This window comes from Kribbella pratensis, from assembly GCF_004366075.1.
GTDB lineage: Bacteria > Actinomycetota > Actinomycetes > Propionibacteriales > Kribbellaceae > Kribbella > Kribbella pratensis.
This window is the reverse complement of the sequence record NZ_SODU01000002.1, coordinates 1,740,658-1,764,781: the sequence shown is the minus strand read 5'-3', so window position 1 is coordinate 1,764,781 and position 24,124 is coordinate 1,740,658. Positions and strand designations below refer to the sequence as shown.

Below are 24,124 nucleotides of genomic sequence, written 5' to 3'. Positions count from 1 at the left end.
GGAGTAGAAATGACCGGGATGACACGTCGCAGTCTGCTCGGCGCATCAGTATTCGCCGCCGTCGGAGCCGCGACCGGATGCAGCGGCTCGAGCTCTCAGTCCGGGAGCACGAGCGGAGGCGCCACCGGAACGCTGGACTGGTGGGACCACTTCAGTTCGTTCAAGCACCTCAACGACGACTGGGCCAAGACCCAATCGCCGTCTTTGAAGACCAACGTCGCCCATACGTACTACGACGCGTCCAAGGCGACCCAGGCGTTCCAGCTCGCGCATCAGGCCAACAAGATGCCGGACGTCTACTCGAACGTGATCGGGCTTCCGCTGCCTGCCCTGGTGAGTGGCAAATGGGTACACGAGGTCACGATCCCGGCTGACATCAAGTCCAAGCTTCCGAAGGACGCGTTCACCGAGGGCATCACCCAACTGGACGGCAAGCTGTACGGCTTCCCGATGTTCAGTTTCCGGCAGAGCTCGACGCTGGTGTGGGTGAACAAGGACCACTGGTCCAAGGCCGGACTCGACCCGAACAACGTCCCCACGGACTACGCCGCGTTCAAGGACGCGTTGGGGAAGCTCAAGTCGGCCGGGATCCAGCCGCTCACGTTGGCGATCGGTGCGGACGGCGGGCGCATCCGTGACCAGGTCGACGACATGGCGCAGGCTGCCGGCTTCCCCGGATACCAAGGGCTGCAGTTCACCACCGGCGAGTACGCCTATCACCATGACGCCTACGTGGGCGTGATCGAGTTCCTGAAGCAGCTGAACGAAGACAAGTTGATCATGCCGGGCTCCAACAATTTCGGTGTCGTCGATGCTCGCACCCGGTACGCGTCCGGGGCGGTCGGGACGTTCATCGACGGCATCTGGTGTGCCGGTGGATCGAAGGCGCTGGCACCGACGATCGTCGACAAGCTCGCGTCCGGACAGATTCTGGTGCCGACTTCCGGCATGAATCCGTGGTGCTACCGCGGCCGGCCGGCTGCGACGTACTTCGTTTCCGCCGACAGCAAGAATCCCGACGTCGCCGGGAAGCTGATCGCGTCCTTCATGTCCGACGACTACCAGAAGGGAATGGTCGAGGCGATGGACCAACCGCCGCTGAACCTCGACCTCGTCGCGTCGTCGAACGTGGTCGACGCGTACAAGAAGGGCGTCGAGTACTGCAAGAAAAACGTGTTCCTGATGCCCCAGGCGATCGTGAAGAACCCCGCGATAGCGCGCGTCGACGCACTGCGCAAGCCGGTCACCCCGCACGTCGGCAACATCGTCCAGGGCTACCTGGGCGGATCGATCAAGGACCTCAAGGCCGAACTGAAGAAGCTGAGCGACGCCACGTCGGCCGACCGTGCCCAGGCCCTGACAAAGGCCAAGGCCGCCGGCGCCAAAGTCTCCGAAGCCGACTACGCCTTCAGCGACTGGAAGCCCGGCCAGGACTACGGAGCCGCCAAGTGACCGCCGACCACACCGCCGACCACACCGCGGACGCACCCGGCGCGCGTACCGCGGTCGTGACCGGCGCGGCATCCCCGCGGGGCATCGGCCGAGCCACCGCGTTGCTCTTGGCCTCGCAGGGCTGGAACATCGGCATCCTCGACATCGACGCTGTCGGCGGCAAGGCACTCGCCGAGGAGATCGCCGCGAACCACAACGTCACGGCGTACGCCGTCACCGCCGACGTCTCGAACGAAGCCCAGGTCCGCACAGCGATCGACGAACTAGAGGCCGCCCTCCCACCGCTAGCAGCGCTAGCCAACATCGCCGGCGTCAGCTCCCCCGTCCCCTACCTCGAACTGACCTCCGACGAGTGGCACCGAGTCATCAACACCAACCTGAACGGCGTCCACTACGTAACCCGCCGAGTAGCCGAGTCCATGGTCCGCCACAACTACGGCCGAATAGTCAGCATCTCCTCCACCTCAGCCCAACGAGGCGGCGGCACCTACAGCAAAACCCCGTACTCCGTAGCCAAAGCCGGCGTAATAGGCCTAACCCGAGCCCTAGCCCGAGAACTGGGCCCCTTTGGAATCACGGTCAACGCCATAGCCCCAGGCCCCATCAACACCGACATCATGGGCGGCCCCCTAACCCCCGAGACACGCGCAGACCTGATCGACACCCTCCTCGTCAACCGCGTCGGCGAAACCCATGACGTCGCCTCCGCAATCGCCTACCTACTCTCCAACCAATCCACCTACATAACCGGCCAAACCCTCAACGTAGACGGCGGCCTCTACATGCATTGAGCGGTCAACGCGCCCGACCGTCCATCGCTCCGGCCTGTCGGCCGCGCCGTGAGGTCCCGTCTTCCGGAAGTCAAACGCAACGATCGTCGAGGATTCCGGGCAGTAGATTGCTGACCAGTGTCTGCGACCCGGACTACGCTGGCGATCTATGGCGACAATGTGGGGAATCCATAACGATCGGCCGGACATCAACCCGGTCGCTAACGGGGCGGTCAGGATCGGGTGGGACGAAGTCGGTGACTTGGCTGAGATCGGCGCGACGCGCGACGCGTTCAAAGCCGCGGTGGCGAAGCATATGCCGGAGCTCGACGAGACGTCGATCCCGGCAACTGCAGGGACTCTCTATCGGTTCGTGCACGCGATGGCCGAGGGCGACGTGGTCGTTTGCCCCAATCGGGCTAACAGGACCCTGGACATCGGAACCGTCACCGGCCCATATGAGTTTCACCCCGAGAGTCAGGTCTACCGACACTGGAGGCCGGTGACGTGGACGCGTACCGGTGTGCCTCGTACCGAGCTATCGGAGGCGGCCCAGAATGAGGTCAGCGCCGCGACAACATTATTCGCCATCACAACCGCTGAGGAGGAGATCGCACATCTCCTGGCGTCGCCTCAGCCAAGCGTCGAGGACAACTACGCGTGGGCGGACTTCTACCCACGCCTCACCGACGCCTTCCTGGCCTACCAGAGTGATCGGGCGGCGCTTCTAGAGAAGGTGTGGCAGGTAGCCGCAGCGTCGGGGCGCCCTCAGTTGTTCAAGTATCTGCAGTCCGATCACCGCACCGACGGCAGCTACGGTCCCTTGCGTGACGTCGACCCCTTCACGGTGCTAGGAAGCTTTAACCGGGGTATACGCAACGAAGCTCGCGCCCTCATCGCGCGTGCCTTTGGCGAGGAGTTCGGCCTGCAACCGCCGTATCCCGACACCTTCGCTGGCGTCCCTGTAGTCAACAACCTCAACTCCTGGTACGTCTCGTGGGAGAACGAGCGCGGCCCTCACGATGTCGACTCCTTGTGGGAACTGTGCCGCGCCGCAATCGGCTACGCCGCCGAGCCCACCGAAGAGACGCGCGAACGACTGGTCACCGCCTTCGATGCATGCGCTACCGGCGGCACTCGCAAGCTGAGCATGGGCATCTACTGGATCCGGCCGCACACGTTCGCGGCCTACGATTCGACCAACACCACCTTCCTTAAGAAGCAGTTTCCCGAGGTTGCGGCGACGCTGTCTCTCGACGCCCGAATCGACGGCGAGCAATTCCTGGCGAACACCGAAGCGTTGGTAGCGTGGCTGGCCGACCCGGGTACGCCGTACAACTCCTTCCCTGAGCTGTCCCATGCGGCATGGAAATACCTGTTCGCGACGACGCCGGATACCGCCCCGGATACCTTGGACGGCGAAGCGATCTTCACACCGATCGCTTCGGGTGACCCAGTGCCGGAGCTCACTGGGGAGACGTACGACGTCGAGTCCATCCGCGACGACGGCTGCTTCATCCCTACCGCCGAGCTTGAACCGATTCTTGAGCGTCTGCGCTCGCGCAAGAACATCGTCCTCCAAGGCCCACCCGGCACCGGCAAGACCTGGCTCGCCCGCCGACTTGCATGGGCCTTGTGCGACGAGCGCGGAAGCACCCGTGTCCAGGTTGTGCAGTTTCACCCCTCGCTGACGTACGAGGACTTCGTCCGTGGCTGGCGCCCCGGGACCATGGGGCTCGAGTTGGCCGATGGTCCGTTCCTCGACATGTGCGGCCAAGCCGAGGCAGATCCGGAACACCCGTATGTGCTGGTGATCGAGGAGGTCAACCGCGGCAATCCAGCCCAGATCTTAGGCGAGCTGTTGACACTGATCGAGGCAGACAAGCGCTCACCGGAACAAGCAATCCGACTCGCTTACCCGCGCAACAAGGACGAACGGTTCGCTGTCCCTCCCAACCTGCACCTCATCGGCACCATGAATGTTGCCGATCGATCCCTCGCCATGGTGGATATGGCACTGCGTAGGCGTTTCGCATTCATCGAGCTCAAGCCAGCTTTCGGTGACGACTGGGTGCAGCACCTAAGCGGCCTCGGCTACGACCTCGACGTCCTCGAGACCTGCGGGAATCGGGTCCGCAGCCTCAACGACACCATCACGAAGGACAGCGCCCTGGGTCGCCAGTACTGCGTCGGCCACAGCTACTTCACACCAGCGGTCCGCCTCGAACAGACCGGGCTCGACACCGCAGACTGGTGGCGTCGTGTTGTCGACACCGACGTCCGGCCGCTCCTTGAGGAGTACTGGTTCGACCGCCCAGACGTGGCCGAGGCGGAATACCGCAAGCTACTGGGCGGATAGCCGTGCAGATTCCGATCCGAAACGTCTGGCTACTCCAGCTGTACGCATCCAGGCTCTACCGCACCGCGGGCACGGGCCTCGTCGCCCCTGAGGAGAACCCTGAGGATCTCCCTGACCTGGTCGCTCGGATCCTCGCCGAGCAGGTAACCGTACGACTCCACACCGGACTGTCGGTGGGCTTCCAGCAGACCACACGTGCCACCCACCGGGTTCGAGGCCGTATCAATGTGCTGCCGACAGAGCGCCGCCAGCTCCTCCAACGCGGCCAGGTGAACTGCACATTCGACGAAATCGTCACCGACACCGCCGCAAACCGCCTAGCCAAGGCCGCCCTCGAACGGGCCGCGGTTCTGATACCGGGCGAGCCGAAGTACCGTTCTCTGGCTCTCCAGCTCGGCGCTGCCGGCGTACACGGCCCCTGCCCGCCCCTCAGCGCGGTGCCCGCCATGCAACGCCAGCGACTTCTCACCCGCGACCGGATGATGATTGCTGCCGCCGAGCTGCTACTCGCGCTTGCAATCCCAACGACCGAGTCAGGCGGCAGCATGCTGCCGCTTCCCTCCCTAGAGGACCAGTACCTGCGCAGGCTGTTCGAGCACGCGGCGTACGGCTTCTACCGGCATCGACTCACCCCCGCTGGCTGGACCGTCACGCACGGACAGCGCCTGTCGTGGAACGTGACAGCCGCCTCCGGCGGAATGGCAGCGATCCTGCCCGGTATGCAGCTCGACGTTGTCCTGGAGCACCCGAGCCCGGCGGACGCCGGACCACGCCGGATCGTGATTGACACCAAGTTCACCTCGATAACCAAGGCGGGCCACTACCGGACGGCGACACTGGCCAGCGGCTATGTGTACCAGATCTACGCCTACCTGATGTCCCAGGACTCCGATGAGCCTGACACAAGGTCTGAGGGGCTCATGTTGCATCCCAGCGTCGGCGAGCATGTCGACGAAGAGGTGGTCATCCAAGGGCACCGAATACGATTCGCGACCGTAAACCTAGTTGCCAATGCCCGCACCCTGGCGGAGGAGCTGCTCACCGCCATCTCCCCGTCGACCGAGCAGGACTGAGGGATGCTAGAGCCCTCAGGGTTGGTCTACCCGAGTTACCTCACCGGCCGCGGATCCCGCGGACGGTGACCTTCGTCTCGCAGTCGAAAGTCTGATCGGGACTCCGGGATTCACGGAACCGTGGGACATGGCATGGATGGCGCCAACGCCGACAAGTCAGCGATGCGGAGCTGAATCGACACCGCCAGCACGCCAGGCGACGATGTCGAGCGCGCGTAACAAGCTGATCCTTGGGCTGGTGGCGAGATTCGCGATCTCGGTCCAGGTGTCGCGCTGATCGACCAGATCACTGCGCATAGCCATCGCGAGGGTGACGAAAAATTCTCCCCACGGCCGACGGCGCCTGACGGGTAGCGGGGCTCGCGGACCCACTTGGTAGCAGCGGCGGACGCGTTCATCGTAGAGCGGAATGAAGGCTGGCCGCTTACGGTGCAAGATCTTGGCCAGGATCGTTCCCTGCACATCCGGGATTCCGGGGGCATTGAGCACAGCGAATAGCTTGCGGATCGTTTCCAGGTCGTGGTCTCCAGCGCTGATCAGCTCGGCGTCCTCAGGAATTGCAGCGAGGCAGTCCTGCAATCGCTCGCGGTGCTTCTGCAACCCGTAGTAGGCCTTCAGGGTCAGACGGCTGACATTGAGCAGCACAGGTGCCAGCAGATCAGCGTCCTCGATGCGTTGCGGGTCGGAACGAGCGTAGTACGCGTCGTAGCCGGGATACGCCCAAGATGATCCGGTCAGATACTCGTGAGCCCAAGCGAACGCCTGCTCACGCTCAACGACCACACCGCCCACCCGAACGAAATTGTGGTCGACGGCGGACAGGTCCGGAGTTGCGGTCTTCTCGCGGGTCTCAGGATGCGCTCGCTCGAAGGCGCTCGCCATCAATCGAGCCACCTGCTGCACGGTTACATCGAAAGGAACGGCAACCTCGTACTGCATCGCCGAGCGCCGCCCGACGTGAGTGAACGTCATGCTAAGTCGGCCGAGCCCGTCCTCCAGCACCGTGGCGTCGACATCCTCGACACGAGCCCGCATCGCTCCGAACTGGCCGCTCGGTCGGAACCCGACCACCTCGAAAGTATGCCGCCAGTTCCGCGCCGCAGGGGCACCTTTGCTCATCTCGTCGTGCCTCCAGAACTTGGTTGCCCTGGCTCCCATTCGTTCGGAGGCCCGCCGAAGACCGTACGCGCAGAGGCAACGACGCCACGACCGATCAGATGGTTGCCAGCGCCACCTAGTACTACACCAATTCCAAGCGGCACCTGCTTGCTCAACACCAGCAGCCCTTGCCTCGTCCCGTACTTCGTGATGAATCGAGGTCCGAGCAGCTTGTTGAGGCGATTGATTGTCGTGATCGGAATCGCAGTCACGATGCGCCTCGCCCAGTGAGGGCCGGTTCGACCTACCGCCGTCCTGAGCGCCCCGGTAGCGCTGTCGCCCATAAGAACGGTCAGCACCAACAACCGACGGCGCTCCAGATCCTCCGAGTGGAGCCCATGCACTTCGGCACACGAGAGTGCGTAGAGGACGGAGGCCTCTGTAAACGCCGCCATGTCGACTAGTGCTCCTGGGATACCCGCACCTGGAACCACCGCAGTCGCCCCCGCCGCACCTCCCGTCGTAGTGACAGCAATCAGGTAGGCGCGGTCGAGGTATCTGAGCAGTTCACGCGGGCTCATATCAGGATGCACACGACGAAGACGAGCGACGTTGGCCACAGCCAGCGCCTGCTGCGTCATCAGGGCCTTCTCGAATCCACGCCGCGAGAGGTCCTTCGGATCGATCACAAGAGTCTCCTACAGCTCTGGCAATGAATGAGACATGAAGAGCGCATAGGTAAACCTCAACGCGTGTCCCGCGCTCAATTGCGGTCTGCCGTTTCCGCGTGCGCTGCCCCACTTCCAGCGTCGGCGAGGAGTCTGTCCAGGATCTGTTGGGCGGCGCCCCGCGAGAGTTCATCGTGATCGCGCTGATTGCCGTAGCTGCGTAGACATCCGTAGCACGAGGTCTCCGGACCGCACTCGCAGGTGCTCACGCGCCGCAGGGCAGCGACTAGCACGCGCTCGAGGTTGGCCTCGATCTGCAGCACATGACCTGCGCCACCGGCCACGGCGTCGAAGAGAACCACCGACCACTGGTCGACACCGAACGGCGACAGCGATCCCCCGATGTCGTCGCGGGCGATCTCGAGCACGTCACACGCTGCCTCGATGATCGCGTAGAGGACTGACTTCCATGCCTGTTGCTCACCGCGGAAGCCTGGCAGGCCAACGTCAAGTGTCAGCAGATCAGTTTCGTAATCGTGGGCGAGGTCCAGTAGTCGCTGTGGGCCCGAGCATGGCAGATTCCTGAGCAGGTGATTGTGCTTCGGCGGCTTGTTCGGATGCAAGATCCTGGCGGCCCCGTGACCGCACCAGTCACAGACCCAGAAGCCTCTGCTGGAAGGCCCGTCAGCTACGGCGATCAGGCGGCCGCGCGGCCCGACAGTGACGGCGATCTCTCCGCCGTGAAACGACATCTTGTGAGACCTGGCTTCGGCTGGCTCGGAGAGGACATGGACGGCGCCGCTCCAAGAACGTCGAGGCGGACGCGGTCCCGGCTTCTGTGGCTCCCGCCCTGCGACGAAACCGTACTCCGGAATTGTCAGGGTCCGGGGCGCCGAGTGCGCGACCTCCCCACAGTGCTCGCAAGCGGGCTCGACATGTTCGACGCCGTGCCTGAATCCACCGCAGCGCTTACATACGTGGTACCGATATTCCACGAGATCGCGCCCAGGTAGCCGGTAAATCCCGCGTGACGTCCACAGTTGACCGCCGGCGACGACAGTTGCATCCGGTGCATATTCGTAGATCGCCTGCGACAAGTCGCGTGTCAGGTCGAGGTTGGCGCCGACGCGGCTGGCGTAGCCGAGATTGGTACGCAACTCGACGGAATCGACCGGGAAGCCGTACTTCGGCAGAACGTTCCGGTTGGCGAGGAAACCAAGGAGGTCCCGCTTCCGAAGAGTGTTGCCAACCTGCTGGTAACGCTGCGCCAACTGAAACTTCTGACTCCGCGCGGCTTCGTCTTGGAGCTCCTCGAGAGTGACGATTTCGTTCTCGAGCTCGGCGCGTACCGTATCAAGGAGCTCAATCAGCGCGGCCGCCCAAGTCCCGCCATCTACGTCCAACTCGGTAGCGACATCGGCTGGGAGGATTTGGCGGAGTGCCTCTGTGACCTCGTCGGACACCGGGGTCAGGTAGCCCTTCACCAGCGTTACCGAGGCCGCCTGGTCGTTGCCAGACAGGAAGAACTCCCCAGCAGTCCTGTCGATCCGCCCCGTAGACTCGAAGAGCCATCGGAAGAACGCCGCCATTGCAACCGAATGCGCATGGCGCCGGTCGATACGCTCATTGGTGAGTGGCACGTAGGGTGCCCGGACCGCACCGGTGATCATGACTTCAGGCTCGGCGAACCGAGTCAGGTCATGGGACCGACGTTGTGCATAGGTCACCACCAGGGCGGCCGTACCGGAACGGCGACCAGCACGGCCCGCACGCTGAAGGTAATTGGCAGTGCTCGGAGGCATGTTCCGCAAGAAGACGGCTTGGAGGTCACCGACATCAACCCCCAGCTCGAAGGTTGTCGAGCACGACAACGTGTTGACCTCGCCACGAATGAACTTCTGCTGAATCGCGGCAGCTTCGGTGTTCGCCCATTGCGCGGTATGCTCCATTGCCTTGAGAGAGACGGCGTGCATTGACCGGTATATCGACCTGTAGTGGTCCTCGTCCTGCACCGGTGGCACGAACTTCTCGAGCGTTCCCTCGCATCCGATAGCTGGGCAGACGCCGCGCACCGAGAACGGCGCCGTACGTCTGCATACGTCGCATTGATAAACCGGGTTGGCATCGGTGACCCAGCTGAGCCGCAGGCGCTCGTGGTCAATCTGATGGACAACCCCGAGGCCGCGCTCGGTGGCCGGCTTGAGCCAGTCAATCGGCGTGTGTGCTGCGGTCAGGAAGTTCCATATACCGTTCAGCAGCTTGAGCGCATCGGCGTCGACGCCGAGGGAGTCCAGTACACGCCGTGCGTAATCGACGCGACGGTTGGTTCCCTTGCCTGGCAGCCACGATAGCACCTTGCGGACAGCCTCTGGACCCGAAAGCCGGAGCCGAATGGGTCCCAGCCGTGGCGCGAAGATCTCGTGGTTGGCGGGTACTTCGTCCGGCATGGTGACTGCGCTCTGCTGTCGCACCGACCTCATGAGTTCCTGGATGAAGGCCCATGTCTCGTCCTCGGTCAGTCCCAGGTCAGTCAACGGGCTCGGTGCTTGCCAACTCGGGTCCCGGTAGAGGGCAACGCGCATCAGCCCAAGGCCTTCGAGTGACTGTCTGTCATCCGTCGCAAGTACCTCGGCCATCACCCAGGGAGCGATGGCGCGAGCTTGCTGCTGAGCGGTCATACCACCATGGAAGTGCTTGACGGCCGACGCAGCAGCGCGAGTCGTGAACACGACGTCGTCTGGTGCCACAGGTTCCTCGTCAGCGCGTGCCGCCGCCAGACCCTGCGTGATGAGGCGTCGGCGTTGCAGACGAGCGTAGGAGTCTTCGAGGTACGGCGCGAAGTAGGCCGCAGCCTGGCGACTGTCACTGAAGGCCAGCAGCTTCCGGCCCTCGCCAGGCCGTTGCCCCTCATTCAGATCGGCGCTCGGCGGAAGCTTCTGGTAGAGCGATGTTGTGATGACCGCGCCGCTAGCGTCTGAACCTGTCTCGAAAACGCGAACGGTGCCCGAACCACGCGCTCCGCAGACCAAACAGCCAGCGATGTCCTCGCCACGCTGCTTGAGTCGCCGTACTGCCCGGAGCCCGCTCGATGCGCAGGCGTGACATACCGCTGTACCCGGCTTCTCGATATTGCCACAAGCAGTACACAACATGGCGTCATCAGCTGTGACATCTACGCCATCGTCGGCGACGGCGTCTTCGTCGTCGTCAGTCAGTGCTTGCTGCTCACCGAGCACCATCCACGTGTCTTTGCTACCCGCCTTGCGTGGGCGGAGACGGACAACGCCGGCCTCTGGGGTCAGCGCACCTACGACATGGACGGCGCCACACCGCTTGCAAGACCCAACCTCGAAGACCGGCGCCGAGCAGTCCGGACATTCGTCGTGCCGCGCGAGGTGGACGTGCGGCCCCTTGGGCGACAGGCAAGTGAAAGCCCCCTCGGTGGCCCGCAGGAAGAGGTGGTACCGCGCCGACAGCGGTGCTGTGCCGTCCTTCGCACGCAAGGCACTGGCAAGTTCGACCATCGCCGCCAATCCGGCGACACCTTCAGTCCCCGCGCCGAAGATCGTGGATGCGGCTTCATCGAAGGTTTGCGGACCGGCGGCCAGCACGCTGCGAAGTGTCGCCAGCGACTGCTCGTGTAGCAGCGCATCTGCTGCGGTCGTCTGGCGAGAGTCCGCTGGCTGCCATCCTGCGTGACGGGCTGCTGCGATCACAGCAGCGTCTCTGTCCTCGGATTGGGTCAGTCCGATGTAATCGCGTGCTGAGAGCGGGCCCCAGAACGGCCCGGCCGGCGCATCGACACGCGTGGCAGTCACAAGGTCCTGGCGGTCAGGTGCACCGTCGATCCACTCGAACGGCTGACCGAACAAGTTCGATGCGAACCGCGTGACTTCCTGCGGGTCAGAGTCGCCACCAACGGTTGCCGACGTAGCGATGCACTGAATAGGCCTGTCACGGGCGACTCGGTCACGGACGCGCCGTAGGAGCATCGCGATCTCGGCTCCCTGGCTTCCGTCGTACACGTGAGCCTCGTCGACGACGATGAATCTCCACCTGGAGTCGTCTCCGGTCGCGAAGAGGTCCATGTCGAGGGGTCGGAGGAGCAAGTATTCAAGCATCGCAAAGTTCGTGAGCAGCAGATGTGGTGGCGTGGCACGCATCTCCTGCCGGCTCAAGAGCTCGTTCGGGAGCATCGGTTCACCGATGTTGAGTTCGCCGAAGGCCTCTCGGGCACGCTGCGCATCGTTCTCGGTGTCGCCGGTGTACCGACCGAACGTGATCGCGGGATATCCCGCCAACAGCTGCCGGAGGCGCTTCATCTGATCGTTGGCCAGCGCGTTCATCGGGTAGAGGAGAAGTGCCCGGACGCCAGGACCCAATTCGCCCCGCTCCTGCTCGCGTACCAGGCTGTCCAGGATGGGCACGAGGAAGGACTCCGTCTTGCCAGAGCCAGTGCCGGTGGCAACAACGACATTACGGCCGTCGGCCGTCTTCCGGATGGCCTGCTCCTGGTGCATGTAGAGGGCGCGGTCGAGAGGCAGCGCTTCGCTGGCCAGATCGGCAAAGCCAGGGGTGAGTACGCCTGCCCTGATGAGCCCCTCAACGGACACGCCTGGAGCGTACGGCGGAGTCGCCTCCAGGTACGGTCCCTTGTCGAGCATCGGCGTCTGATCGATCGCCGTTCGCAATGCGGCACCAATCTTCGCATCGCGTACGGCCAGAAGGGACTGCAGGTACCGCCGGTAGGTGCCTTTGATCTCGTCAGCCGTGGCGATACCGTCGATGCTCGTGGTCACTGCTTCGTCTCCTGACTCTTGCTGGTCACCGAGCTTGCCGTGAGCAGCTCGGCGACGATCAGATCGATGGTGACCAGTTGAGGAACGACTGTGGCCAAGGCGGTCCAGACGCGCGACCGCCGATCGAGCCAGCCTCCGGCGAGCTCGTTGCCGCGCGCAGCATGTCGTGCGGCGAGCGCAAACCCCAACGAGATGGACGGAATGACCCGCCACCCCCCGGTCGCGGTCAGATGGCGTCGAGCGGCGAAGGCAGCCTCGGCGGCTGGGTCGCCGAGCATCCTGATCATCCGGTCGGACTCGAGGAGGATCGTGTGCGCGTTCTTCACCGACCAGTCCAGACGCCGGTCCCGCCGCTCCTTGACCAGCTGCATTGCTGCGATCACCCGAGACTCTGCCGACAGCAGGCCCTGGGGAATCAAGCCGGCCTGACGGACGAACTCCTCACGCCGCACTGGCTCGCGATCGAAAATGTCTGCGGCCGCATCCAAGCGTCCCGCCGTAGCAAATCTGTCGTTCCCCCGGAGCAGCTCGCTCACCGCGTCACCACAGACGCCAATCGCGGCCTCTACCTCGTCCGCAGACCACTCCGCATCCGCTCCTGACAGGAGCGCAGCTGGAAGAGCGCCGCGCATCGACCATTCCGGCGCCTGCTCAGCGTGCGCATCCTTCAGGTCCGCCCATGCCAGATGAGCCCGGACGATAAGGCTCGGGATAGCGTCGTTCGGCGCCTGAGAACTGGTCAGCGCAAGAAGAGCCGCACGCGGGCTGCTGTGCACCGCCACGTCGATCGCATGAGCGATGTCGTCGATCCGAGATCCCACTCCGAGCTGGACCAGCAGACCGCGAACAGACCACAGGCGGGTGAAATCCTGGATGGACGACGGGAACTCTCGAAGGCCCGCGAGGTAGGCCGACAGCGCCGTTGCCTCGGCGTTGTCGTCGAGGACATAGCCGTCGGCTTCCACGAAGGTGACCTGCGGTCCCTCGGGCCACGCGGGTACGGGTAGCGGTGCCCAGGGATCGTCGACACGGGCCAGGACACGGAGCGGACCACCATCGACCAACCACTCCGGCAAGGGAACTCGTCCGTCGCTCACTGGGACTATTGCCGGCGCTCGCCACGGCGCGCGGGTGGCGTAGACGAGTGCCTTCAGGCCCTCGACGTCGACACAGTCAGCGAGCTCAAGGACACCGTCATTCACGGTTATGCGACTGAAGAGTTGCCTGGGGCGGATCGTCGCTACGACCAGATTGCCATCATCGGTCAGCGCCAACTTTGCCTGCGGGTTCGCGGTGAGGGTGTCCACGATCCGCGTGAGCTTGAAGTGGAACACGCCGGCCCGGCCGAAGACTGGCTCAACGACCTGGAGGCTACCCGCAGAGGTGATGACGTGCAGTTTCGGCTCTGCATCAGCATCCAGGTTCAGAATCAGGATGCCTGGCTGCTCGATGATCTCCTCTCGGGAGAGCCTCAGCGGACGAATTGACGGATTGGTGGTGTTCTCCGCCGATTGATACGAGACAGACATGTGGGGAGGAGTCACGACGAGCGTTCGGGATTCGTCGCGAGTACCGACGCGGACGTAGCGCTCCCGCTGGTGCTCGGCGAGCTCGATCGGCGTGCAGGTGGCGTCGGCGCCGGACGGCATTGCCAGCCGCGCACCACAGGGCTGCAAACCGGACGCAGTGAATCGGCGCCACGGCGGGTTAAAGGCTACGCTGAGGCCTTCCATCACCGTCACTGTCCTTGTGGCTCCACGTCCCCATGGTCCGCGGACTCGGACAGTGAACGTCCCGACGACAGGTCGTGGCATGACGTCCCAGATGGAGTCGGGACCGGCAGCGCCACCGTCCGTGGATTTCCAGCGCGCGACATGACGTCCGGTCGCATCCAGGAGCTCAACCTCCCATTCGGCGCCTTCGAGCTGTTCAGGGAGCTGAATAAGAGGAATCGACGGCACGATCGCCTGACCGGTAGAGGTTCGCACCCCGCGCAATGGTGCTGCTGTCTCGATACGGGCCGATGCCCGATCACGGACAACGCGGTTGCTGCTTCCCACGGACAGTCTGCTCACGAGCCGGAGATCCAGCTGCAGGAGGCACCAACCGACCCAGCCGGGCGGCAGTGGACTCTCCGAGAGCTGGACCGCTTCCCCGGCGACCTCGAGCGAACTTGGCTCGCCAGGAAAGAGCAGCCACGTCGGCCGGGCAGGCACTGGAAGCCCTGGCGGGAGAAGCACTCCGTCTTCCCCGAACGCAAGCATCGGGTCGTTGTCATCGACCACGGGGAGAACGACCCGCAGATCGTCATGCCCGGCGAGCGCGACAGACGCCGACCGCACAGGTGAATCGATAGCGACGTCCGTCGCTGGCGCCAGCTCGCTCGAGCCTGGCCACAGCGCTTGCGTCGGAACTCTCCTGGTCTCGTTATCCAGGTCTACCAGCCACACGGCCTGTCCGTCCGGAGCGTCACCGACCGGCGGAAGGCGCAACAGGACACCCTGGTCGAACGGGTCCACGACCAGCCGCGGCTGAACATCACCGTTGACCGGCACCGCGCCACTGCTCCGAAGAGGTGTGATCCCACGCTCCTGGTGGAATCTGCGGGCAGCGACGCGGTATCTCTGCGGCAGCGGAACGTCCTCACCCGCACCGCCCGCCGCAACGGCGTCGACGAGGTCAAATGCCCGGTCGGCGACATCGACTGCGAACTCTCGGCCGTAGCGAAGGAACCGCTGAACCGGCACATCGACGTTCTGAAAACCAACACCTGCGGCTCTAGTAGCCGCCCAGGACACGAAGGCTTCGGCAGTCAGGCCCGCGACGACGCTACGCTTGTAGGTCAGGATCTTGAAGAAGTCGCCGAGGCAGTACGTAGGCATCCCGGCATGGATCAGGATGCGGCCGACGTACTTGGACCCAGCCTCACCGTCGCCCTCATCGAAGGTTGGCAGCCGCAGACGCCGCAGATTGGCGAGGAACGCCTCCCCCCACTCGCTGTGGAACACCTGCTCGTTGCCGACTCCCAGAAGGGACGCCAACTTCGGCCAGAAGGTGCCGCGCTCGTAGTGATCGGCTGCGACGCCAGCCATCGTCAGCACAAAGACGGACGGCCACCGGCGAAGTAGCCGCACCCTCTCGGCGGTACCAGCTTGGCGTCTGTACAGATGACCGAGGGCAACCAGCGCTTGCTCGCGATAGGCGCGATCGATCTGGTCGAAAACCTCAGCAGCTAGGGACACGACTTCGACGCGCCGGCGCCAATCACCTTCGCGGATATCCAACAACTCCGTGCGGGTTACAGTCCGCGGCATCTCCATTCCCACAACATCCCCCAAACACTCCCGCCCGACAGCAGCAAAGTCCCCAGCCCCCTGGCCACGTCACCGATGCGTCACGGTTCCGAGCATTCGCCAGCCGTCACCGGCCTGACACTCACGCGCCAACCGTGCTGCCCGATCCGCGCGCCATGCACTCATCATCGCTGTAACGCGTGCACCGTTACACCGAGCGCGGTCGCGCTGGTCAGTTCCTGATCAGGACGTAGCCGCGCCGGACGCATTCCTGCAATGAATCTCGCAGCTGGCGGCTCACCTGCTCGACGAGGTCTCGGGGGACGCTGCACCCTCCCCCGCCGCCGTTCCGATAGCCGGGCTCTTGTCCCGCCTCGCACCGCAGAGAGGGTGGCACGCCGCGACCGACAGTGACGCACAACTCGTGCGAGTGGTCACGGCACTGCAGTTGAACTCGGACTCGATGACTGTTGCCGTTCATGGTTCCTCCTGCGTCGGCCAAACCGGCCACGCCTGTTGATGTCTACTCAGAAGGTTGCTTCGGCCGTGACCTTCTGGAACGCGCCGAACTTCCCGTCGGGGATGCAGTTCAGGGCTTGGGTTTGGCCCGGCTCGAGGTCGCTGCTGTTGCACTGGATGTTGCCGAGCACCTCGCCGTTAGCCGCGAGGATCTTCACGTGCACGAAGGCGGTCGACGTCGACTCGCTGATGTTGCGGACCTTGCCAGTGACGCTGAACATTCCAGCGTTGTTCACGATCGCCCAGCCGGCCAGGGTCTCGTGCTTGCCGATCGAGAACGCCTTGCCGACAGTGACCGGTCGCGGCGCGTTGCGGGCCTCCTGCTCCTTGACGCTCTTGTCGACCTCGGTGTCGACCGAACCGAGGAGAGCGGCACATCCGCCCGCGACGACGACGAACAGCACGCCGAGAACGCCGAGAACCATCGGCCATTTCCTGCGCTTCCTTACCACCGGCTGACCCGGGTACTTCTGGGCCGAATACTCCTCAGACATAGCTATCCCCCAACAGGTTTGTGATGTACGGCGAATGCCGTCATGACGAAGAGCCGATTTCGGGGCCAGGCCGACGCCTCCCCGTACGCCGACCTGCCCCGCCTCCCCCCAAGCGGTCACAAGTCTGACATATGTGAACTGAGTTCACAAGAGTTTTCTCGCACAGCTTCTACACGTATGATCGCCCTTGTAACAACCGGAGCACACCAGAGCGCACCCGGGTGCACAGCGTGACGATCGCCTGGAAGACTGCGGGCAGTTGACGTCTCGGGGTGGGGCGACACGGAGGGGATGAGATGGGGAACGGCACAGCATCCGCGCAGGTTGCGAACATGCCTGACGGGCTGGCGATCGGCGCACTGGTTGAGGTTCGCGGGCAGCGATGGATCGTCGGCGACGTCGACAGTGGTGACTCCTGCACGCTGGTGACGCTGCAGAGCACCGAGGACGGCCGGTACGGCGACACTCTCGAAGTCGTGTGGGAAGTGGAGCCGGGGCGTCGCGTGTTGCCCACCGGATCGCTGCCCGAGATCACCGCGCGCCGCATGGACCCGCCCGAGCGGCTGGCGGCGTTCCTCGACGCGGTGCGGTGGTCGGCTGTGACATCGGCCGACAGCCGGCTGCTGCAGGCGCCGTTCCGATCCGGCGTGGCAATCGAGGACTACCAACTCGAGCCGGTCGCCCGGGCGGTCGACGCGCCACGTGTCAACCTTCTCCTGGCCGACGATGTCGGCCTCGGCAAGACGATCGAGGCGGGTCTGGTCGCCCAGGAGCTTATGCTCCGCCACCGTGCCCGGCGCGTGATGATCATCTGCCCGGCCGGCCTGACGCTGAAGTGGCGCGACGAGCTGTCCGAGAAGTTCGGCCTCGACTTCACCATCGTGGACTCCGACCGCTGTGCTGACGTACGCCGGACCTATGGCAGTGCGGCAAACCCGTTCCACATCTACCCACTGACGATCGTCAGCCTGCCATGGCTGCGGGGCCCGAAGGCGCAACGGCTGCTTCGCGAAGTGGTTCCTGCGGAAGGTCCGTCGTACCCGCGGACCTTCGACCTGCTCGTACTGGACGAAGCGCACCACGTCGCCCCCGCCGCGCCGAAGCAGCGGTACGCCGTGGACTCGCAGCAGACGAAGCTGATCCGTTGGCTCGCCCCGCACTTCACGCACAGGTTGTTCCTGTCGGCCACGCCGCACAACGGATACCAAGAGTCGTTCACCGCACTCCTGGAGATCCTTGACGATCAGCGCTTCGCCCGTGGTGTCGAGCCCGACCGGCGCGCGATCCGCGAGTCCGTCGTGCGACGGCTCAAGCGCGACATCGTGAATGCCGACGGGCAGCCACGATTCGTCGAGCGGCTCGCGACGGCGATTCCGGTGGAGTACCCGGACAGCGAGCGAGAGATTCATGGGCTGCTGTCCGATTTCGCCCGCGTACGGCGGCAGCGGATCGCGACACGTGGCGGGCGCAAGGCGACGGACCTCGTCACTTTGCTGTTGAAGAAGCGGATGTTCTCCAGCCCGGCGGCGCTCGCACACACAGTCGGCGTCTACATCGAGACGCTCGAGACCAAGCGTGGCACCCGTAGGGTTGTCGCAGACGACGACGTGCCGGAGTGGCTGGACGAGTTCTTCGAGGTCACCGCGACGTACGACGACGAGGAACTCGCCTACGCCGAAGACGACGCGATCGGTCGTTCCCAGTCGCTACAGCCCACAGCGGACAACAACGAAACGAGCCTGCTGAGGCGGATCGAGTCCTGGGCGCTGGCTCAGGAGGCCCGCCCGGACGCGAAGGCCCGCGAGCTCGTCAAATACCTCAGGGCGGTCTGTCGTCCGGACGGCGAGAACTGGACGAACGAGCGCGTCGTCGTGTTCACGGAGTACCGCGACACCCAGCGTTGGCTGGCAGACATCCTCCGCCAGGAGGGGCTCGGCGGTGACCGGCTCGAGCTCCTGCACGGCGGTCTGCGCACCGAAGATCGTGAGCGCCTCCGCCTTGCGTTCCAGCGGGACCCGAGTGAGCACCCGGTGCGCATCCTGCTCGCGACCGATGCCGCCAGCGAGGGCATCGACCTGCAGAACCACTGCCACCGGCTCGTGAACTACGACATCCCCTTCAACCCGAACAAGCTCGAGCAGCGGATCGGTCGTGTCGACCGGTACGGCCAGACCGAGGCACCCGACATCCGGCACTTCGTCGGTACCGGCTGGGATCGTGCCGTCGATTCTTACGAAGCGGACCTGGAATTTCTGTCCCGAGTGGCGAACAAGGTAGCCCGCATGGAAGAAGACCTCGGCGCAGTCAACAGCGTGCTCGCCGACGCGGTGCAGCGGCGGATGCTTGGACAGCGGGTCGATGTCGACGTCGAGAAGGTTCACAAGCCGACCGAACGTGACCTGCCGGCGGAAGCGACCTCCGGTGTTCGCGAGCAGGTACGTCGTCTGCGGGACAACATCGACCAGACCACGCAGGCGCTCAACATCACGGCGAACAGCGTCAAGCGGGTCGTCGACACCGCGCTCGGCCTGGCACGGCAGCAGCCGCTGAAGTGGCACCTCGACGAAAAGGCGCTCGCCGAGGGCATGTACGACGTGCCGCCACTGACAGGATCGTGGCAGCGGGCAACGACCGGCCTTACCGAGAAGCTCGACCGCCCCGGCGAAGAGCCGCGGCAGCTCCCGATCACCTTCGACGGCGAAGTGGCCCGCGGACGCGACGACGTTGTACTGGCACACCTCAACCACCCGCTGGTCGCCATGTCGACAAGGCTGCTCCGGGCCGCAGTCTCCAGCCCGGAAGTCGGTCTGCACCGTGTGACGGCTGTGGTCAGCGACGATCCGGCGCTCGAGGACGTGTTGGTCGGCGCCTACTCGAGGTTCGTCCTTGTCGGCGCGGACGGTGTCCGGCTGCATGAGGAAGTCCTGTACGCCGGTGGGTGGATCCCTCAGGCCGGGCGGTTCCGCCGACTCGAGAACCTCACCACACTGGGCGGTCTGCTGGACCGCGCTTTGTCGGAAGGTGTCGAAGCATCTGACGTCGTGCAGGCTCGGATCGCCGAACGCTGGCCAAGTGTCAGCGACGGTCTGCTGGCGGCGATCGACTGGCGGGCGCGCACACGGCAGGAGTCGCTGGATCGCCAGCTTGCGCAGCGTCAGGAGGCCGAGGAAGCCCGGATCACCGCGAGCTTGGATCAGTTCGCCGCGACATTGCGCGACAAGCTCGCTGAGGAGGACGACGACGGCATGCTGATCACCGCGATGGATCTGAAGAGCCCCGAGGAGCTGGCGCAGTATCGGCGTGACCGCGCCTCGTGGGAGACGAAGCTCGCCGGCATCAACGAGACCCGCGAGCGCGAGCTCGCCTTGGTCGCGGATCGATACCGCGACACACAGTGGCACCAGTTCCCGGTGGCCGTCGTGTTCGTCGTACCGCGGCAGGAGGCAATCCGATGAGCCCGGCACGCGGTCGTCGTGGTCACGCGCCGGACAGCGCACAGGAGCACCGGGACTGGCTCGCGCTGGTTGAGACCTCCGGTCCGTTCCTTAGCATTCCGGTACTGCGCCGCGCGTGGCCGAGCCTTGACGCGATCGACGCCAAGCAGCGCGATCGTCTCCGTGTCGAGCATGCAGCTTGGCAGGACGATGTCGCCACCGGACAGTCGGCGTGGATCGACTATGTCCTCCGCGACCTCCTCGAGTGGCGTGACGATCTGCAAAGCGATGGCCTTGACGAGTTCGCGGTCGAGGTCGGTGAGCACGACAGTCAGGTGGTGCCGTCGTTCGTACTGCCGAACCCCGGCGAGGAGCCCAAGCCGGACAACGCCCGGCTGCTGGGCATGGTCGTGGAGTCCGGACAACACCCGACTGCCCGGATCCCTGGGTCCGAATGGGCGGCGACTCCGGTCGACCGGCTCGCCTTGCTGTGCAGGCGGCACGGTGTGGAGCTCGGTCTGGTCACGGACGGCCGGTGGTGGGCGCTCGTCTACGCGCCGAAGGGTAAAGCGACCGGGACGGCGGTGTTCGACGCTGTCGCATGGCCGGAGTCCGCGGAGCGGGTCGTTCTCCGGGCGTTCTACTCGCTGCTTCGTCGGCAGCGGTTCTTTGGCGTACCGGACGACGAGACGTTGGCCGCCCTGTTTCATAACAGTGAGGCCGCAGGTGAGGAGATTACCGAGCGGCTCGGCGTGCAGGTCCGGCAGGCGGTCGAGCTGCTCGTTGCCGCGATCGGCCGATCCGACTTGCAGGCACGCGAACGCGATGAGCCTGGCCTGACCGGCGTGTCCGCGCACGACGTCTATCGCGGCGCGGTGTCGGTGATGATGCGGATCGTCTTCCTGCTGTTCGCCGAGGAACGGAAGCTGCTGCCGTCCGACAACGACCTCTACGCGAACTCCTACTCGGCCGGCCGGCTGTGCGCCGAGTTGGAAGAGCGGGCGCTGGAGGGGAGCGAGGACGAGCTGGCGAACACGTACGGTGCATGGCATCGGCTGCTCGCGCTGTTCGCGGCCGTGTACCACGGGTTCGAGCACCCACGGTTGGTAATGCATGGGCACGACGGCTCCTTGTTCGACCCGAAGGCGTACCCGTGGCTGCCACTTACGATCGACGACCGCACGGTCCTGCACATGCTGCGCTCGGTGCAGTACGTCGAGATCGGCACCGGCAAGTCGCGTGAACGGCGAGCGCTGAGCTTCCGCTCGCTGGACGTCGAGCAGATCGGCTATGTGTACGAGGGCCTCCTGTCGTTCAACGGCTATCACGCCGACGAAATCGTGGTCGGTCTAGTCGGAAAGGAAGGTCTCGAGGAAGAGGTCCGCCTCCGCGAACTCGAGTCCCTGGCTGCTACGGCTGCCGATGTGCCTTCGCTCGCGGCGGCGCTGGCCGAGCGCTACAAGGAGTCCAAGATCGGCTCGACTGCGGCGCTCACGAAGAAGCTGGCACCACTCGACGGCGTGGAGCGCGAAGAGGCTCGCAAGCGCTTGCTGGCTGTTGTCAGCGGTGATTATCCGCTGGCCGAGCGACTGCTGCGGTTCTACGGGGTCGTCCGGCACGATCTGCGCGGGCTGCCGGTGGTCATCTTGTCCGGTGGTCTGTACATCACCGAATCGTCGCTGCGGAAGACCACCGGAACGCATTACACACCTCGCGAACTGGCAGAGCAGGTCGTCGAAGGCGCGTTGGAGCCACTGGTCTACTCGCCAGGCCCACTGGACACCGCGGACACCAAGCAGTGGGTGCCGAAGTCCAGCGCCGAGATCCTCTCACTCAAGGTCGCCGATATCGCGATGGGTTCAGCGGCGTTCCTCGTCGCCGCTGCCCGCTACCTCGGTGCGCACCTGATCGGAGCATGGTCACGCGAGGGTGATCCCCGCGCGGTCGAATATGTTGCGCGCGGCACCGACGGTGGCGCCGACGCCGACGAGGATCCACTGGTCATCGCGGCACGCCGCCAGATCATCGAGCATTGCCTGTACGGCGTCGACATCAACCCGATGGCCGTCGAGATGGCGAAGCTCTCGCTCTGGCTGGTGTCGATGGACCCAGAACGCCCCTTTACCTTCCTCGACGACCGCTTGGTTGACGGGGACTCGCTTCTCGGAATCACGTCGCTGGAGCAACTCGAATACATGCATCTCGATCCGGCGGCCGGACGCAAACTCCACGAGGGAGCAGTGCTGGATTGGACCTCCGGCGTCCGGTCACTCATCGGAGAGGCAGCCGACGGACGCCGCAAACTGACCGAGATCGATACCGGCTCTGACCCACTCGCGGCCCTGAACGCTAAACGCAAAATCCTCCAAGACATCAAGGCCCGCACCGGCCAGCTGCGCCTGTTCGCTGACCTCCTCGTCGGCGCATCCCTCGCCAATGCCAGACGCGGCGAGACCGGCCTAAACACCGCCTCGGTTGCGTCATCCAAACTCACCACCAATGTGTCGTCTCGCGTCGTGAAGGTGGAAGCCCGCGAACAACGCCGGCGCTGGCTAGCGACCGAGCAAGTCGACGGCAGCTTTGATCGCTGCCCGCTCCATTGGCCACTTGAGTTCCCCGAAGTCTTCGAGACGGGCGGCTTCGACGCCATCATCGGTAATCCCCCGTTCCTGGGAGGCAAGAAGATAAGCGGTTTGCTCGGGTCGGCGTATCGCGAGTTCATGGTCACAGCAGTTGCTTCCAGCGCAAAGGGCAATGCGGACCTGGTCGCCTACTTCGCGCTGCGTGCACACCGCTTGCTCAACCCTCACGGGCAGACTGGACTGATCGCAACGAACACCTTCGCGCAGGGTGACACACGCGAGGTTGGACTCGACAGGATCGTCGCCGGGGGAGCAACAATTCGACAGTCCATCAAGAGCGAGAGATGGCCGTCAATGTCTGCCGCCTTGGAATATTGCGCTGTTTGGACGACCTTGACACAATTGCCGGAGGGGTTGGCGAGACGTTCTGACGGCGCGCCGGTAGAGGGTATTACACCCTCCCTCGATCCAAGTTCGCGCGCCATTGGCAATCCCATGCGACTGCGAGGCAGTCAAGGCATTGCGTTCCAAGGATCCATTGTCGTCGGCCTCGGGTTTATACTTACGCCCGCAGAGGCAGGTGATCTAATAAGTGCAGATCGGCGCAATTCCGAGGTTTTGTTTCCATACCTCAACGGGGAGGACCTGAATACAACCCCGGACTGCTCGGCACGTCGGAAAATTATCAACTTTCGCGACTGGCCAGAATCGCGAGCCAAGGCATATCCTTTGTGTTACGAACGACTTCAACGCCTAGTGAAACCAGAGCGGGCAAAGGTTCGACGAGAAGCCCACCGCGTACGCTGGTGGCGCTATGGCGACTACAAGCCAAGCCTGTACGCGGCCATTGGCGGGCTCGAGCGAGTCGTTGCCCTCACACTCGTGAGTAAAGCAGTGATGCCGGCCATGGTGCCGACCGGACAAGTGTTCGCTCACAGGCTGGCAGTCTTCGCAACCGACGATCTGGCGATGCTCGCCTTATTGTCGAGCTCGAACCACCTCTGGTGGACTCTCAGCAAGACCTCTACCTTGGAAACCCGGGTCAATTACGCACCGTCGGACGTATTCGAGACGCTCGCGCTGCCGGAGTTTACTGACGAGATGCGGACACTTGGGGACAGGCTTGACGTGTATCGACGTGAGGTGATGTTGGCGCGAGAACTCGGCCTTACCAACCTGTACAACCTGGTTTTTGACGAGAATGTGCGCGATCCCGAGATTGATGAGTTGCGGCGGATTCATCGGGAGATTGATGAGGCTACGGTTCGGGCGTATGGGTGGGATGACTTACTCGAGCAGGGGTTGGATCACGGGTTCCATCAGGCGGGGGCTTATGTGCGATACACGATCGGGCCCGCCGTGCGGCAGGAGATTCTTGATCGATTGCTGGAGTTGAATCACGCGCGGTACGCCGAAGAAGTGGCCGCGGGACTGCACGATAAGAAGAAGCCGAAGAAGGCCCGCGCCGCGAAGCCCGCGGTCGATTCGCTGCAGGACGGGCTGTTTGATCTGTCAGCAAGCGATGAGCCAGGTTCAGCCACCGAGGACGGGGGCAGGCAATGACGGAGGCGCAAGGACCGGCG

Annotated in this window: 11 protein-coding genes; 6 read left to right on the top strand and 5 right to left on the bottom strand. The window is 64.2% G+C overall.

The window, feature by feature from the left end:
• Window positions 1-9: 9 nt before the first annotated feature.
• From EV137_RS23395 to EV137_RS23380, 4 genes are all read left to right on the top strand, one after another.
• Entirely contained in the window at window positions 10-1,452 is a 1,443-nt protein-coding gene (locus tag EV137_RS23395; protein ID WP_134130728.1) for an ABC transporter substrate-binding protein, read from the top strand.
• Window positions 1,449-2,243, top strand: a complete 795-nt coding sequence (locus EV137_RS23390; RefSeq protein WP_134003652.1) for an SDR family NAD(P)-dependent oxidoreductase — start codon at window positions 1,449-1,451, stop codon at window positions 2,241-2,243. The genes EV137_RS23395 and EV137_RS23390 overlap by 4 nt, the downstream gene beginning before the upstream one ends.
• A gap of 148 nt (window positions 2,244-2,391) precedes the next feature.
• On the top strand, window positions 2,392-4,581 hold the full coding sequence (locus tag EV137_RS23385; protein ID WP_134130727.1) for an AAA family ATPase: 2,190 nt from the start codon (window positions 2,392-2,394) through the stop codon (window positions 4,579-4,581).
• A 2-nt stretch (window positions 4,582-4,583) separates the two neighbouring features.
• A complete protein-coding gene (locus tag EV137_RS23380) occupies window positions 4,584-5,654 on the top strand; it encodes a 5-methylcytosine restriction system specificity protein McrC (RefSeq protein ID WP_166679985.1) in 1,071 nt (356 codons plus the stop codon).
• A 156-nt stretch (window positions 5,655-5,810) separates the two neighbouring features.
• Here the strand turns inward: EV137_RS23380 and EV137_RS23375 are convergent, their stop codons facing one another.
• The 5 genes from EV137_RS23375 to EV137_RS23355 all read right to left on the bottom strand — a co-directional run bounded on the left by EV137_RS23375 (window position 5,811) and on the right by EV137_RS23355 (window position 16,525).
• Complete coding sequence (locus tag EV137_RS23375) at window positions 5,811-6,773, bottom strand: DUF6308 family protein (protein ID WP_134130725.1); 963 nt, start codon at window positions 6,771-6,773, stop codon at window positions 5,811-5,813.
• The gene (locus EV137_RS23370) at window positions 6,770-7,441 is read right to left on the bottom strand and encodes a hypothetical protein (protein ID WP_202871084.1); all 672 of its coding nucleotides are present in this window, start codon (window positions 7,439-7,441) and stop codon (window positions 6,770-6,772) included. Before EV137_RS23370 ends, EV137_RS23375 begins: the two co-directional genes overlap by 4 nt.
• A 74-nt stretch (window positions 7,442-7,515) precedes the next feature.
• A complete protein-coding gene (locus EV137_RS23365; RefSeq protein ID WP_134130724.1) occupies window positions 7,516-12,219 on the bottom strand; it encodes a DEAD/DEAH box helicase in 4,704 nt (1,567 codons plus the stop codon).
• Window positions 12,216-15,539, bottom strand: coding sequence for a hypothetical protein (locus EV137_RS23360; RefSeq protein WP_134130723.1), 3,324 nt, complete (start codon window positions 15,537-15,539; stop codon window positions 12,216-12,218). Before EV137_RS23360 ends, EV137_RS23365 begins: the two co-directional genes overlap by 4 nt.
• 500 nt (window positions 15,540-16,039) lie before the next feature.
• Entirely contained in the window at window positions 16,040-16,525 is a 486-nt protein-coding gene (locus EV137_RS23355) for an FxLYD domain-containing protein (protein ID WP_134130722.1), read from the bottom strand.
• Window positions 16,526-16,857: 332 nt separating this feature from the next.
• Here EV137_RS23355 and drmD point away from each other — a divergent pair, with 332 nt between their 5' ends.
• Complete coding sequence (gene drmD / locus EV137_RS23350; protein ID WP_134130721.1) at window positions 16,858-19,980, top strand: DISARM system SNF2-like helicase DrmD; 3,123 nt, start codon at window positions 16,858-16,860, stop codon at window positions 19,978-19,980.
• Window positions 19,977-24,104 (top strand): Eco57I restriction-modification methylase domain-containing protein, encoded by a 4,128-nt coding sequence (locus tag EV137_RS23345; RefSeq protein ID WP_202871083.1) that lies wholly within the window; start codon window positions 19,977-19,979, stop codon window positions 24,102-24,104. Before drmD ends, EV137_RS23345 begins: the two co-directional genes overlap by 4 nt.
• The last annotated feature ends 20 nt before the right edge of the window (window positions 24,105-24,124 follow it).

Excerpts from the sequence above, each read along its gene's own strand:
- EV137_RS23355 (WP_134130722.1), bottom strand. The coding sequence starts at position 16,525 with ATGTCTGAGGAGTATTCGGCCCAGAAGTACCCGGGTCAGCCGGTGGTA.
- EV137_RS23345 (WP_202871083.1), top strand. The coding sequence starts at position 19,977 with ATGAGCCCGGCACGCGGTCGTCGTGGTCACGCGCCGGACAGCGCACAG.
- EV137_RS23360 (WP_134130723.1), bottom strand. The coding sequence starts at position 15,539 with ATGGAGATGCCGCGGACTGTAACCCGCACGGAGTTGTTGGATATCCGC.
- drmD (WP_134130721.1), top strand. The coding sequence starts at position 16,858 with ATGCCTGACGGGCTGGCGATCGGCGCACTGGTTGAGGTTCGCGGGCAG.
- EV137_RS23375 (WP_134130725.1), bottom strand. The coding sequence starts at position 6,773 with ATGAGCAAAGGTGCCCCTGCGGCGCGGAACTGGCGGCATACTTTCGAG.
- EV137_RS23385 (WP_134130727.1), top strand. The coding sequence starts at position 2,392 with ATGGCGACAATGTGGGGAATCCATAACGATCGGCCGGACATCAACCCG.
- EV137_RS23395 (WP_134130728.1), top strand. The coding sequence starts at position 10 with ATGACCGGGATGACACGTCGCAGTCTGCTCGGCGCATCAGTATTCGCC.